This is a genomic window from Bdellovibrio sp. BIS2 (assembly GCF_055398295.1).
In genome coordinates this window covers 2,956,540-2,969,228 of record NZ_AP035879.1, presented here as the reverse complement: position 1 = coordinate 2,969,228, position 12,689 = coordinate 2,956,540, and the positions used below count along the sequence as shown (strand labels likewise).

The window sequence follows — 12,689 nt, the reverse complement described above, 5'->3', positions numbered from 1 at the left end:
TTGCCGTCTCTGCCACGCCTATATTGGCAGAGACGGCCTTTTTAGCTTTAAAGGTCCCTGTCTAAATCCTGATCACCGGGCCCTTTCTTTCATATCCTTTTTTTAATATGGACTCACATTCTGGGAGTGGGCTATACCAGTCGCCTGTTCATTACAAACGGAGTTTAAAATGATGAATAAGAATGCTTACTTGGTATTGGCGGCAACAGGGTTGTTGATGGCCCCTGTTTCTGGTTTCGCGCAAACTTCCACCACGTCTGTGAATACAAATTCCAGCACTGTGAAAATGGAAGACCTAAAAAAGGCCGACGAAAAAGAAAAGGACATCGACAGTGAAATCACTGACGCCCGCATGAGAGCGCAGTTGGGTTCCAAGTCCAAATGGTCTTTCAAATCCAGCCTGGCTTACTCTGGCGGTTCTGTTGAAGAGCCTCTAAGTGGTGTTCGTCCTAACTACCGTGCATCCGCAACTATCGAAGCCATGACAACTTTGTCTGGTGATGTTGGTGTCAACTATCGTTTGGGCGAGCGTGACAATATCAGCTTCGGTACGGGCGTGACTGTGGTGGATCCTCTTCACGGTGATATCGTGAAGCCTGCTGAAGACACTCGTAAAGGCCGTAAAGGCACTTTGTCTCGTTACGAAGTTTCCACTCCATACCTGAGCTGGAGCCGTGGTTACCGCGCGTTCGACACTCAGATGATCTCCAGCCTGCAGTACAGCCACGCAACTGACAGTGACTCTATCAACCTGACCAAAACCTTTGGTGCGGCAAGCTTCAGCCAGACAGTTCTTGCGAACTTCGGTCAATCCAAATGGAATGGCGGTACAAGCCTGACTTTGGGTAAGAGCTTCTACACTGGTGATCTTGATGACGCCAACATGATTGCGGCAGCTAAAGCGGGTAAGTACAAACGTTCTGACATGAGCTTCGGTTTGTTCCCGTTCCTTCAGTACACTTTCAACGACCGTTATTCCTTCAGAACTGTGTTCGGTTACTTCCAGTTTGCACGTTACGAAGGTTATGCTGACAACTTCCAGTTGGAACCATATCAGTCTGTTGGTACCGGTATCTCTATCACTCGTGATATCTACCTGTATCCAAACGTACAGTTCACTCCAAAAGACATCCGCGCAGACCGTACAAACGTAGCATTGTCTGCCAACCTGAACTTGTTCTAGTTCCGGTCGGTGAAAAGGGGGCATCTGACTGCGTTGTCGGTGCCCGTCCTCACTCCGACGTGCTTGGAGCACGCCTGCGTTGCGGGCGGTCGCCTCCGCCTTGCATCTGCCCCCTTTTGACCAACCTTGGTTCCCGGTTTTTGGGGCGGGGAACGGGGAGTGGGCTTTGAGGCAGTTCGTTTTTGGAATTTTTTTTTTAAGTTTGAAAAAGGCTCCCCTGCGGGGCCTTTTTTTTGTTTGGGAGCCAGCCTGGGTCATACCTTGGTTGGCTTTTTGCGTTTTGGGGTTGTGGTTGTTCCTTTGTCTGGTGTTGGGGGGCAGGTTCAGGAATTGGGGTGGAGGTCGTGGGTTGCCTTTTGGCTGCGATTCGGCGAGCCTTGGGGATGTGTGGAGGTGACTGATGAAATTCGCAGTAGGGATGCTGGCGTTTTCTTTGGTGGTGTTTGCTTCAAATGGATTTGCGGGGGCGCAGCCGGTCTGTGGCACTCAAACGACTTCTTTGGGCGATTCTTATAATTATTGTGTTCACACGGGCAATCGTCAGAAAACCCAGGACGTGGTTTATTACTTTCATGGATTGTGGGGGAATGCCCGGCAGTTTTTTGATCAGCGTCGCGACACCTCGTGGGTGCTGAAGCGCTGGGCCCAGTTGGGGTATGAACCGTCGGTGGTCACGATCTCTTTTGGTGAAATCTGGCTGCTGGTCAATAATCAGAAATTCCCTCTGCTGCCGGTTTTTCAGAATGAGATGATGCCTTTTCTTGAAGGTCAAGTCGGAGGCCTGGGCAGCGGGCGCCGCCTGTTGATGGGGGAATCCATGGGGGGCTTCAATGCTTCGCAGGCCTCTTTGCAGTTGCCGGCGACCTTTTCCAAAGTGGCTTTGTTGTGCCCGGCCCTGACCGTGATCGGGCCTTATTCTTCTGAAGCTGATATCGACAAATATATTGCTCGCACCAAGGCGCTGCGGTCGCGCGTGAATTTGATGCTGGGAATTTCCCGCGAGGTTTTTGCTGACGAGGCCGACTGGCAGAATCACAATCCCTTCAATCTGCTGACGCGGTATTCGGGCCTGATCCGCCCGGTGTTCTTTGTTTCCACGGGGCTGCAGGATGAATTTGGCTTCCAGGAAGGATCGGCTGAATTTGTAAAGGCCGCCCAAGCCGTGGGAATGTCCGCGACCTGGAGTCCCCTGGCGGGGGGGCACTGCAAATACAACCGTGAGGCTGTGGCGCAGTTTTTCCTGAGCCGCACCCGCTGAAATGAAGTGAAAAACTTTTGGACGTTTCTCAATCAGAAACGTTCCCTGGTGGATACTGACATTTAACGAGTTTAACCCGCAGGGCTGGGATATAATTTGGCTATGAAAACATTCCGTCCGCGCCGCAAGTTGATCGTCAATCGCGAAGTGCAGTTTGATGTAGTCATGCATGTCAGTGTCTTTGTTGCCGTGCTTTTTCTGGGGCAGATGTTTGCCGCTTGGTTGTTCATTGGAAAAATTCAGGAATTGGCCGGGACCGGTGCCTTTTCAATGATGTCGGTGCAGGAATTTATCTCCCGCTATAAAACTGTGTTTTTGGTCTATCAGCTGATCCCGGTGTTGCTGGGGTTGGTGGTGGGCTTTTGGTACTTCAACCGCATGACCCGCAGAATTGTCGGTCCGCTCTTTAATATCAAACGCACGGTGAAACGAATGGCGGATGAAAATCTTGATTCGGTAGAGATTCACCTGCGGGAAAATGATTATTTCCAGGATCTGGCCCAGGACATCAACGTGGTTCTGCAGAAAAAGCCGAAGTGATGCGGCCCTTGCTTTGTTCCAGGGCCCCCAGCACCAGCTTTTGAAAGAGCCATTCCCTCAAGCCACGGGGGCGATTCAGTTCCATTCTTTTCAAGCAGTCCTGATATTCCAGGGGGTCTGCCTTAAATCCCTTTTTCAGCAGTGCCAGAAGTTTTCCCAGGGATTCCTCCTGCGCCTGTCGCAGTTCGCCCAGGGCCAAAGCCAGCAGCTCCTCATCCAAAGTAAAGTCACTGCCAAAGGCAAAGGGCGGGAACAGCCGGTCAAAGCCTGCTTCCCGGGCCTGTTTTAAAAGTTCTGCGGGTGTGTTGTGACGGGCCCACTCCGGAATTTGATAGTCGGAGCGAAGTTTACCTTCTTTCTGCGCTTTGATTTTCAAAGACTCCTGAAACTCAGAATCGGCGATGTTCAGCAGTTCTTTGATGACCTCCTCGTCGGTCTTGCCGCGCAGGTAAGCAATGCCGTATTCAGTGATCACGATGTCACGCAGGTGGCGGGGGATGGTCAGTTGTCCGTGGGACCACAGGATATTGGAATGACGGCGGCCCTTGTGCTGCCGTGTGGATCGCAGCATCAGCACGGAATGGGCTCCTTCCAGTTCGTGGGCCATGGCCACAAAGTTATACTGTCCCCCGACGCCACTGACGACGGTGCCGCTTTCCAGGGTGTCTGAAGCGGCCGAGCCCAGCAGGGTTACGTTCATACAGGTGTTAAAGAACCGGGCTTTGCGCCGCTGACGTCGCAGGGCCAGTTCGTTGCCATCATAAAGATCATTGACGATAGACACGCGGGTAATGTTCAGACCGTCAAATTCCTCGCCCTCCAGATGGCGCAACCATTTGTACAGTTCGCTGGATCCCAGAAAGAAAGCTCCATGCAGATAACGTTTTTGTTTTGAAACCGGCTCCTGCACCTGACGTTTTAAAATCCCGGCTTTGCGCAGATTCATAAAACCGTCCATGACCATTTCGCTGGTGCCGTACAGGCCTTTTTCGAAGGGCGTGCGATACAGGTGCAGTTCACGTGCGTGCCGGCGGTGTTGCCAGAATTTTTCCGACAGCACTTCATAATCCGGGCCTTTTTGATGACGAAGACAGGCAGAGTACACCAGTGCCTCTGACAAAGAGCCGATACCTATTTGCAGGGTGCCGTCATCTTCCAGCAGATGACTGGCTAAAAAGCCGATCAGATGATCTGTCCAGTCCACCGGCGTCCGCGGCAGGGCAAAAAGTTTGCGGTGTTGACGGGGGTCCTCGACAATCATGTCAAAGTAATCGGGACCGACTTCGGCATCCGTCCCCAGAAAAGGCAGTTCGGGGTGGACCACTCCCAGCAGCAGGATTTTTTTTCCGGCCTTGCGGTATTGATCTATCACATCCAGGGTCAGATCGGGATTGCAGCTCAGGCTGTAGCGCGGGCCCTGATCTGTCTGGCGGCAGGCCACCAGTTGCAGCACCACTTCGATATTGCATTCGACCAGGTACGAGGCCACGTGAGTGTAATTCAGGCTGACGTAATCCTGCTGCGCAGATTCCGCGTGCAGGGCCTGGCCGGCCTGAAAGTAAAACTCATGAATGCGGACATTGCCGGGAAGCTCGCCATGCCGACGGTCTTTCAGGTACTCAAATACGGGATAATCAGGTCCGAAGTGACGATCCAGAAAAGGGGACAGGAATCGTCGTTCCAGATCGCTTTGTGGAGAGGGAATATCCAGTGAAAGAGCGGTGTAGATTTCCAGACGGCGGTCAGGCAGGTCTTTGACCCGGTTGTACAGCAGATTGATCAACTGATTGGGTTTGCCAAGACCCAGCGGAGCAGCCACGCGGATAACCGGCCCCAAAGTGTTCAGGAGCGCATCCACAGCCGTTTCAAATGAATGGAACTGACGGGGTTTCTGGTCCATACCCTATTGAAAACCCGGGGCTGCCAAGTGCAAAGCCTTAAATGGCGAATTTGTATTTTAAACGGCAAAAAAAGAGGCTGCCTTTTCGGGGCAGCCTGCTTTGTTTCTTTAACGAATTACTGGCACTCGTTTTTGATCGCTTTATCAGCGTTTTGATAACGGGCATAAAGCTCTTCGTACTGGTCCATGTAAAGCTCAAGAGTGTCAGAGTTTCTTGTGCTTCTCATTTTTTCGCGGATCCAGTTCATTTCTTCAGCAAGTTTGGCTTTGTAGGAAACCAATTGACCGCAGGAAAGAGCAGCCTGGGAAGAGGAAGCAGCGCCAACGATGGCCAATGCGATAAGAAGAGCTTTCATGATAAATCTCCTTTTGAGTTAATGAATTCTGATTTCGGGGCGAACCTACTAACGCAGGACATGAAAGACAATCTTTGATGCCGCAGGAATAATTTTTACATAATCGGGGATTGCATTTATGATGGGTTCGTCTTCCCAGGAGTTTCCATGAACAAAAATCTGCGTGCTCACCCCATGAAAAATCCGATTATTCTGGCTCTGGATGTGGATACCCGCGACAAAGCCCTGAAAATTGCCGACGATGTTTCAGATATCGTCGGGGGCATCAAGCTGGGGCCGCGCCTGTGTCTGCGTTACGGAATGGATTTCGTGAAGGAAATGGCGCAAAGAGCGCCGGTTTTTCTGGATAACAAACACTTCGACATTCCCTCGACGATGGAGGCCGCAGTTCGTGCCAGTTTCGAGGCCGGGGCGTCTCTGGTGACGGTGCATGCCCTGAGTGGCAAAGAGGCTCTGACCCGCATGGCAGCGGTGGAAAAAGAGCTGAACCAGCAGCGTCCGTTCCGCATTCTGGCCGTGACGATTCTGACTTCCTGGGATCAGAATTCGCTGCCGGTGAATATGAAATCTCAACCAATTGCCCAGCACGTGACGGAGCTGGCGGCTTTGGTGAAGGATTCGGGTTTGTCCGGTGTCGTGTGTTCCCCTCACGAATTGGACCTTTTACAAAACCGCGATCTTTACCTTGTCACTCCGGGAATTCGCTTTAGTATGCAGGATTCCGGCGATCAAAAACGTATCATGGGACCCAAAGAAGCTCTTCGTGCAGGAGCTTCGGCGCTGGTCGTGGGTCGCCCTATTCTGGAAGCTTCCAACATCAAGGAAGCTGCCACTGATTTTGTGATGGCAATGTATGAAGAAAAATAACTCTCGTCCGTCTGGCAGAAACAACTCTCAACGTCCTCAGCAGGGTGGTCGCCCGCAGCAGGGCCGTGCTCAAGGCGGTCGTCCGCAAGGGGGCCGTCCCCAGGCTCATGCTCCTCGTGAAAATCAGATTCCGCGCGACTGGCGTGTGGTGATCGGCACGCATGCGATCAATGAGGTGCTGAAAGTGCGTCCGAAGCAGGTGAAGGGCTTCTGGATTCGTCAGGGCTTTGAAAATTCAGGCGATCTGCGTGAAATGAACGAACTGGCGATGAAAAACCATATCAAAGTTGAATTGAAGGCCGAAGCTGCGCTGGAAAAATTCGGTCCGTCCCAGCAGGGAGCCGCTATCTTTGTCGATGGCGCTCCGGAATTTGATATGGCTAGTCTGGAAGGCCTGGATAAATCCATGGTTCTGATTCTGGACGGTATTGAAGACCCTCATAATCTGGGAGCGATCCTCAGAACCTCCTGGCTGGTGGGGGCGCAAGGGGTTCTGATTCCGGAAGACCGTGCGGTGGGTTTGACGCCTACTGTACATAAAGTGGCTTGCGGGGGCGTGGAGCATGTTCCGGTTGAAGAGACTACGAACTTTGCTAACTATGCGGAAGAACTTAAAAAACAGGGCTATTGGATCTATGGTTTAAGTCCGCGTGGAAAGCGATCTATTTTCGAATTAGAGCTTCCGGACAAGGTGGTTTGGGCAATTGGTTCAGAAGACAAAGGAATGAGAGTGACAACGGAGCGCCTTTGTGATGAATTGGTGTTCATACCGCAAGCTAGTTCTTCGGCGAGTTATAATGCCTCTGTGGCGACAGCCATGGCATTAACTGAGACCCTTAGACAGCATGCGCCGCGCGGAAATCGAAAAAAATCGTAATCTGTCGAATAATTATCTTTGACGGACGTTCTTTTTCTCCGTACAACATTTCGGTTATCTCAGTAAGGCTGGTTTAGCTCAATTGGTAGAGCAGCTGATTTGTAATCAGCAGGTTGCGGGTTCGAGTCCCATAACCAGCTCCAAATTTTTCTGGGTAAGCATTCACAAGTGGGTAGGTGCCCGAGTGGCTAAAGGGGACGGACTGTAAATCCGTTGGCTTATGTCTACGAAGGTTCGAATCCTTCCCTGCCCACCATTTTTTTTGAATGTTTTCCCGGAAAAGTTTTGAAACAGAAGAGAAGAAATTCTCTTCGGGCGTTCTGAAAGGGCGGGAATAGCTCAATTGGCTAGAGTATCTGCCTTCCAAGCAGAGGGTTGCGGGTTCGAGACCCGTTTCCCGCTCCAAATTTCAGAACTAATGCCCATGTAGCTCAGTGGTAGAGCACACCCTTGGTAAGGGTGAGGTCGTCGGTTCGGCTCCGATCATGGGCTCCACTTAATTGGCTTTTAATTTTTAAGGTTAAGATAAATAAAAAATCTCTGCAGGAGGAATAATGTCTAAAGAGAAATTTACACGTAATAAACCGCACGTAAATATCGGCACTATCGGTCACGTCGATCATGGTAAAACCACTTTGACTGCTGCTATCACTACTACTCTTGCAGCAGCTGGTAAAGCTCAAGCAATGGCTTACGATCAAATCGATAAGTCTCCAGAAGAGAAAGCTCGTGGTATCACGATCTCCACTACTCACGTTGAGTACGAAACTGACAACCGTCACTACGCTCACGTTGACTGCCCAGGTCACGCTGACTACGTAAAAAACATGATCACTGGTGCTGCTCAAATGGACGGAGCTATCTTGGTAGTTTCTTCTGCTGACGGTCCAATGCCACAAACTCGTGAGCACATCCTTCTTGCACGTCAAGTAGGTGTTCCTGCTCTAGTTGTATTCATGAACAAAGTTGACATGGTTGACGATAAAGAACTTCTTGAGCTAGTTGAGCTTGAAGTTCGTGAACTTCTGTCTAAATACGAATTCCCTGGCGATGACATCCCAGTTGTTAAAGGTTCCGCATTGAAAGCTCTTGAAGGCGATCAATCTGAAATCGGTCGTCCAGCTATCATGAAATTGATGGATGCTTGCGATACTTACATCCCAGCTCCAGTTCGTGCAGTAGATAAAACATTCTTGATGCCAGTAGAGGACGTATTCTCTATCTCTGGTCGTGGTACAGTTGTTACTGGCCGTGTAGAGCGTGGTATCGTTAAAGTTGGTGACGAGATCGAAATCGTTGGTATCCGCCCAACTCAAAAAACTACTGTAACTGGTATCGAGATGTTCCGTAAACTTCTTGACGAAGGTCAAGCAGGGGACAACTGCGGTGTTCTTCTTCGTGGTACTAAAAAAGAAGACGTTGAACGTGGCCAAGTACTTGTTAAACCAGGTACAGTTAAACCACACAAAAAGTTCAAAGCTGAAGCGTACATCCTGACTAAAGAAGAAGGCGGACGTCACACTCCATTCTTCAACGGTTACCGTCCTCAGTTCTACTTCCGTACTACAGACGTTACTGGCGTTTGTACTTTGAAAGCTGGAACTGAAATGGTTATGCCTGGTGATAAGATCGAAGTTTCTGTTGAACTTATCGCTCCTATCGCTATGGAAAAAGAGCTTCGCTTCGCGATCCGTGAAGGCGGTCGTACAGTTGGAGCTGGTGTTGTTACTGAAATCCTTGAGTAATAACGCAGCGTAAGCTAAGTAATAATCACCCGGGGGACTTCTTGACAAAAGAGTCCCCCTCGGTGTTTCTTGGCATTCTCAAAAAAAGGTCTGAAAAGTCTATTTTTTGAGGTTTTTGTAGTCTCAATAGGTTTTTCCTAATGAGAAATGATCCAGCGCAAGGCGCGCCGAGGAAAGCGTACCGGGGTACGCCGACGAGGAAGCAACGCAGTCGATGGGTCAGTTGTCATTAGGAAAAAGTGCAGGGGTGTAGCTCCAGCGGTAGAGCGAACGACTCCAAATCGTTAGGTCGTGGGTTCGAATCCCTCCGCCCCTGCCAATTTTGACTCCATAACTTTAGGATGAGGAATAATGGAAAAGGCCAACTCTAAGATTTTGACTATCAGCTTTGCACTTGCAGGTATCTTGGTCGGTTTGACCGTCTCTCTTCTAATCAAGGCATTCGCTGGCGCATTCGGTGTTGTGGCTCGTGCTGCTGACTCTGATATGGTTCGCCACGGGATCCCTGTTTTGGCAGGTTTCGCGTTGTTTGCCGCTCTTCAGTTCAACCCACGCGTTCACACTTGGGGTGAAGAGGTTGTTTCTGAGATCCGTAAAGTTGTTTGGCCTTCCCGCAAGGACACAACGGCTATGACCATCGCTTGCGTGGTTATGGTTCTTATCTCCAGTGTTATCATCAGTTCCTTCGATCTGATCTCTGGCTTCTTAATCAACTTTCTTATGAAGTAAGGACGGAACCATGGAAAAAAAGTGGTACATCGTTAACGTTCAGACCAGCTGTGAAAACACAGCTAAAAAAGCCATCGAAGAAAAGATCAAATCTTCCAAAATGGAAGAATTCTTTGGCGAAATCCTGATCCCTGCGGAAAGCGTAGTGGAGCTGGTAAAAGGTCAAAAACAGACCAAATCACGTAAATTTTTCCCGGGTTATATCTTCGTTCAGATGTTTTTGAATGATGAGACTTGGCATTTGGTACGTAATTCGTCTAAAGTCACGGGCTTCGTGGGCGGCACTAAAACCCGTCCTCCGGAAGTTCCGGAGGCTGAAGTTCTTCGCGTAACCCAGCAAATGGCTGGCGTTGCTGAAAAACCAAGACCGAAAGTGAAGTTCGCTGTAGGTGAGAACGTGACTGTTATCGACGGTCCATTCTCCAACTTCCAGGGAACTGTAGAAGAAGTGAACGAGGACAAAGCGAAGCTTAAAGTTCTTGTGAGCATCTTCGGTCGTCCGACTCCAGTTGAGTTGGACTACATTCAAGTAGAAAAACCATAACCAGAAGCCGCATAGGGCGGCCGATGGATTTTAATTAACACAACCTCTTGCAGGAGTGGGTCATGGCAAAAAAAGTTACAGGAATGATCAAGCTGCAGATACCGGCAGGGAAAGCTAATCCAGCTCCACCCGTTGGACCGGCGCTCGGACAGCATGGGGTAAACATCATGGAATTCTGTAAGCAGTTCAACGCTCGTACACAAGCGTTGGGTGATAGCATCATCCCTATCATCATCACTGTTTACCAAGACAGATCGTTTACTTTCATCACAAAAACACCACCGGTGTCTTCTTTGATCAAAAAGGCGTTGAAACTGGAATCCGGTTCCAAACAGCCTCAAAAAGACAAAGTTGGCAAAATCAATAACGATCAAATCAAGCAAATCGCTACAACGAAATTGCCTGACTTGAACTGCTTGAAAGTTGAATCCGCAATGTCACAAGTTGCTGGTACAGCTAAGAGCATGGGCATCGACATCGCGTAAGGGTGGTAATAGATGGCAGGCAAAAAATTCGCAGCGGTCGCTAAAAAAGTTGATTCTGCAAAAAAGTACACTGTTGAAGAAGCATTCAAACTGGTTGTTGAAACAGCTCCAGCTAAATTTGATGAATCTATCGACGTAGCATTGCGCTTGGGTATCGACCCTAAGCAATCTGACCAACAAGTGCGTGGAGCTATCGCTCTTCCTCACGGTTTGGGCAAAGAAGTTAAAGTTGTTGTTTTCGCAAAAGGCCCGAAAGAAGCTGAAGCGAAAGCGGCTGGCGCTGACTTCGTAGGCGCAGACGACCTGGTAGCTAAAATCCAGGGCGGCTGGTTGGATTTCGATAAATGTATCGCGACTCCGGACATGATGGCGACTGTTTCTAAAGTTGCTAAGATCCTGGGGCCTCGTGGTTTGATGCCGAATCCAAAAATCGGTACTGTAACTATGAACGTTGGTGAAGCTGTAACTGCCGAGAAAAAAGGTAAGTTGGACTTCCGCGTTGATAAAGCAGGTATCGTACACGCTGGTATCGGTAAGAAATCCATGGGCGATGCTAAACTTAAAGATAACTTCATGACTTTGTTGGGAGCTATCGTTAAGGCTAAACCAGCATCTTCCAAAGGTATCTACCTTCGTTCTATCGCTGTAGCGTCCACTATGGGCCCAGGCGTTAAGATCGAGCCAAATGCAGCTGCTGCTGCAACTGGTGCTAACTAGTAAATTTTAAGGCTCTGAGCGTGCTCAGGGCCTTGTTTTTTATCTGGTTATTTTGTATTAGTTCATAAAATTATTGCGATCAGAGACAGTAGGTTTCTTTCAGTGGATGTAATCCCTCGTTTGTGGGGGGCCTACCGAGATAAGGCAAAAAGGTTCCATGCGACCTCCAAACCGACCTGATTCGCACAGGCCCCTTCGAAAGAAGGGCAAAAAGTCTAATGAAAGGAGGCTCACATATGATCACTCGCGCAGATAAAGAGCAGGAGATTAAGCTAATCACGGAGAAATTCGGAAAGGCTAAGGGAGCTTTCATCGTCGACTTCAAAGGCATCAAGGTTGAGCAAGTAACTAACTTGCGTAAAAAATTGAATGCTGCTGATTCTGAGATGAAAGTTGTTCGTAATACTCTTGCAAAAAGAGCGTTCAAAGATCACCCAGCTATTGAAACAGCATTTGCTAATTCAATGAAAGGTACTAACGCCATCGTATTCTCTTACGGTGAAGTGAACGCGACTGCAAAAGCATTGGCTGATTTCGCTAAGGACGTAGAAGTTCTTCAAATCAAGTCCGGTGTTATGGACGGCGCTGCTTTGGATGATGCTAAGATTAAATTCTTGGCGACACTTCCGGGCAAAGACCAGCTTCGCGCTATGTTGTTGGGTACATTGTTGGGTGCAGGTTCTGCACTTGCTAGATGTCTTAACGCTTACGCTGAGAAAATGGGCGGCGGCGCAGCTGCTGGTACTGAAGAAGCTCCACAAGCGTAATTGCTTGAATCCCGAAGGTTCGGGACTGATGGTGCTGAATATTTGAATTTTTAAATAATTTTTTTATATCCCTGGAGGATAAAATGTCTCTGACTAACGATCAAATCGTTGAAGCGTTGTCTGCGAAAACTGTTCTAGAAATCGCAGAACTAGTAAAAACTTTGGAAGAAAAATGGGGCGTTTCCGCTGCTGCTCCAGTTGCTGCTGCTGCTGCAGGTCCTGCTGCTGCTGTTGAAGAAAAAACTGCTTTCGACGTTATCCTTGTTGACGCTGGCGCCAACAAAATCAACGTTATTAAAGAAGTTCGTGGCTTGACTGGTTTGGGTCTTGCTGAAGCTAAAGCCCTTGTTGAAGCTGGTAACAAAGCTGTTAAAGAAGGCGCTACTAAAGAAGACGCAGAAAAAATCAAGAAAGCTCTTGAAGCTGCGGGCGCGAAAGTTACTGTTAAGTAATTTCTGCCACTTAGTTTATACTAATGCCGAAAGCCTCGTGGAAACACGGGGCTTTTTGCATTTTGGCCCTCGCTTTACCCTTCGTTGGGATTGGGCTGGGGGCTTAGGGATGCAAAACCTTTCGGACAGTCCTCGCGCGGTGAGGCTTTTTGTTTTGCGGTAGTATTTTATTTTTAGTTTTCTGAGTGCTTGATTGGATTTTCGGGCGCTGTGGAACTCAGGTTTTGCATCCCTAAGCCCCCAGCCCAATCCTAACGGGGGTTGCGGTG

The 12,689-nt window shown here is 49.2% G+C and carries 14 protein-coding genes and 5 tRNA genes; 17 read left to right on the top strand and 2 right to left on the bottom strand.

Going from position 1 to position 12,689, the window contains the following annotated elements:
• The first annotated feature begins 169 nt into the window (after positions 1–169).
• The 3 genes from ACZ520_RS14245 to ACZ520_RS14235 all read left to right on the top strand — a co-directional run bounded on the left by ACZ520_RS14245 (position 170) and on the right by ACZ520_RS14235 (position 2,981).
• Complete coding sequence (locus ACZ520_RS14245) at positions 170–1,183, top strand: hypothetical protein (protein WP_374030982.1); 1,014 nt, start codon at positions 170–172, stop codon at positions 1,181–1,183.
• A 400-nt stretch (positions 1,184–1,583) separates the two neighbouring features.
• Entirely contained in the window at positions 1,584–2,441 is an 858-nt protein-coding gene (locus ACZ520_RS14240) for an alpha/beta hydrolase-fold protein (protein WP_416480128.1), read from the top strand.
• A gap of 102 nt (positions 2,442–2,543) precedes the next feature.
• A complete protein-coding gene (locus ACZ520_RS14235) occupies positions 2,544–2,981 on the top strand; it encodes a methyl-accepting chemotaxis protein (RefSeq protein ID WP_088564457.1) in 438 nt (145 codons plus the stop codon).
• On the opposite strand, the gene ACZ520_RS14230 is transcribed toward ACZ520_RS14235, so the two are convergent.
• Positions 2,950–4,881: an acetyl-CoA hydrolase/transferase C-terminal domain-containing protein gene (locus ACZ520_RS14230; RefSeq protein WP_464126186.1), complete on the bottom strand. Its 1,932-nt coding sequence runs from the start codon at positions 4,879–4,881 to the stop codon at positions 2,950–2,952. The genes ACZ520_RS14235 and ACZ520_RS14230 overlap by 32 nt on opposite strands.
• 116 nt (positions 4,882–4,997) lie before the next feature.
• Positions 4,998–5,237 (bottom strand): hypothetical protein, encoded by a 240-nt coding sequence (locus ACZ520_RS14225; RefSeq protein ID WP_011165370.1) that lies wholly within the window; start codon positions 5,235–5,237, stop codon positions 4,998–5,000.
• Between the two features lie 147 nt (positions 5,238–5,384).
• Between ACZ520_RS14225 and pyrF the strand changes: the two genes are divergently transcribed.
• The 14 genes from pyrF to rplL all read left to right on the top strand — a co-directional run bounded on the left by pyrF (position 5,385) and on the right by rplL (position 12,420).
• Positions 5,385–6,104 (top strand): orotidine-5'-phosphate decarboxylase, encoded by a 720-nt coding sequence (pyrF, locus tag ACZ520_RS14220; protein ID WP_088564459.1) that lies wholly within the window; start codon positions 5,385–5,387, stop codon positions 6,102–6,104.
• Positions 6,091–6,981, top strand: a complete 891-nt coding sequence (locus ACZ520_RS14215) for a TrmH family RNA methyltransferase (RefSeq protein ID WP_374030979.1) — start codon at positions 6,091–6,093, stop codon at positions 6,979–6,981. The genes pyrF and ACZ520_RS14215 overlap by 14 nt, the downstream gene beginning before the upstream one ends.
• A gap of 67 nt (positions 6,982–7,048) precedes the next feature.
• Positions 7,049–7,124, top strand: a tRNA-Thr gene (locus ACZ520_RS14210).
• A gap of 27 nt (positions 7,125–7,151) precedes the next feature.
• Positions 7,152–7,237: transfer RNA gene (locus ACZ520_RS14205), tRNA-Tyr, on the top strand.
• A 72-nt stretch (positions 7,238–7,309) separates the two neighbouring features.
• Positions 7,310–7,386 (top strand) — tRNA-Gly (locus ACZ520_RS14200).
• Positions 7,387–7,401: 15 nt separating this feature from the next.
• Positions 7,402–7,476, top strand: a tRNA-Thr gene (locus ACZ520_RS14195).
• A gap of 59 nt (positions 7,477–7,535) precedes the next feature.
• Positions 7,536–8,726 carry an elongation factor Tu gene (gene tuf / locus ACZ520_RS14190; RefSeq protein ID WP_015092020.1) on the top strand — a complete coding sequence of 397 codons (1,191 nt, stop codon included), beginning with the start codon at positions 7,536–7,538 and terminating at the stop codon, positions 8,724–8,726.
• A 243-nt stretch (positions 8,727–8,969) separates the two neighbouring features.
• Positions 8,970–9,045 (top strand) — tRNA-Trp (locus tag ACZ520_RS14185).
• Between the two features lie 32 nt (positions 9,046–9,077).
• Positions 9,078–9,455: a preprotein translocase subunit SecE gene (gene secE, locus ACZ520_RS14180; RefSeq protein WP_088564461.1), complete on the top strand. Its 378-nt coding sequence runs from the start codon at positions 9,078–9,080 to the stop codon at positions 9,453–9,455.
• A gap of 10 nt (positions 9,456–9,465) precedes the next feature.
• Positions 9,466–9,999 carry a transcription termination/antitermination protein NusG gene (nusG, locus tag ACZ520_RS14175; protein ID WP_088564462.1) on the top strand — a complete coding sequence of 178 codons (534 nt, stop codon included), beginning with the start codon at positions 9,466–9,468 and terminating at the stop codon, positions 9,997–9,999.
• 62 nt (positions 10,000–10,061) lie between these two features.
• On the top strand, positions 10,062–10,484 hold the full coding sequence (gene rplK, locus ACZ520_RS14170; protein WP_038448239.1) for a 50S ribosomal protein L11: 423 nt from the start codon (positions 10,062–10,064) through the stop codon (positions 10,482–10,484).
• A 12-nt stretch (positions 10,485–10,496) separates the two neighbouring features.
• Positions 10,497–11,201 (top strand): 50S ribosomal protein L1, encoded by a 705-nt coding sequence (gene rplA / locus ACZ520_RS14165; protein ID WP_011165363.1) that lies wholly within the window; start codon positions 10,497–10,499, stop codon positions 11,199–11,201.
• A gap of 236 nt (positions 11,202–11,437) precedes the next feature.
• Positions 11,438–11,968, top strand: coding sequence for a 50S ribosomal protein L10 (gene rplJ / locus ACZ520_RS14160; RefSeq protein ID WP_226988014.1), 531 nt, complete (start codon positions 11,438–11,440; stop codon positions 11,966–11,968).
• Positions 11,969–12,051: 83 nt separating this feature from the next.
• Positions 12,052–12,420 carry a 50S ribosomal protein L7/L12 gene (gene rplL / locus ACZ520_RS14155; RefSeq protein ID WP_011165361.1) on the top strand — a complete coding sequence of 123 codons (369 nt, stop codon included), beginning with the start codon at positions 12,052–12,054 and terminating at the stop codon, positions 12,418–12,420.
• The last annotated feature ends 269 nt before the right edge of the window (positions 12,421–12,689 follow it).

Coding starts and splice junctions, on each gene's coding strand:
- ACZ520_RS14245 (WP_374030982.1), top strand. CDS start 170: ATGATGAATAAGAATGCTTACTTGGTATTGGCGGCAACAGGGTTGTTG.
- ACZ520_RS14240 (WP_416480128.1), top strand. CDS start 1,584: ATGAAATTCGCAGTAGGGATGCTGGCGTTTTCTTTGGTGGTGTTTGCT.
- ACZ520_RS14235 (WP_088564457.1), top strand. CDS start 2,544: ATGAAAACATTCCGTCCGCGCCGCAAGTTGATCGTCAATCGCGAAGTG.
- ACZ520_RS14230 (WP_464126186.1), bottom strand. CDS start 4,881: ATGGACCAGAAACCCCGTCAGTTCCATTCATTTGAAACGGCTGTGGAT.
- ACZ520_RS14225 (WP_011165370.1), bottom strand. CDS start 5,237: ATGAAAGCTCTTCTTATCGCATTGGCCATCGTTGGCGCTGCTTCCTCT.
- pyrF (WP_088564459.1), top strand. CDS start 5,385: ATGAACAAAAATCTGCGTGCTCACCCCATGAAAAATCCGATTATTCTG.
- ACZ520_RS14215 (WP_374030979.1), top strand. CDS start 6,091: ATGAAGAAAAATAACTCTCGTCCGTCTGGCAGAAACAACTCTCAACGT.
- tuf (WP_015092020.1), top strand. CDS start 7,536: ATGTCTAAAGAGAAATTTACACGTAATAAACCGCACGTAAATATCGGC.
- secE (WP_088564461.1), top strand. CDS start 9,078: ATGGAAAAGGCCAACTCTAAGATTTTGACTATCAGCTTTGCACTTGCA.
- nusG (WP_088564462.1), top strand. CDS start 9,466: ATGGAAAAAAAGTGGTACATCGTTAACGTTCAGACCAGCTGTGAAAAC.
- rplK (WP_038448239.1), top strand. CDS start 10,062: ATGGCAAAAAAAGTTACAGGAATGATCAAGCTGCAGATACCGGCAGGG.
- rplA (WP_011165363.1), top strand. CDS start 10,497: ATGGCAGGCAAAAAATTCGCAGCGGTCGCTAAAAAAGTTGATTCTGCA.
- rplJ (WP_226988014.1), top strand. CDS start 11,438: ATGATCACTCGCGCAGATAAAGAGCAGGAGATTAAGCTAATCACGGAG.
- rplL (WP_011165361.1), top strand. CDS start 12,052: ATGTCTCTGACTAACGATCAAATCGTTGAAGCGTTGTCTGCGAAAACT.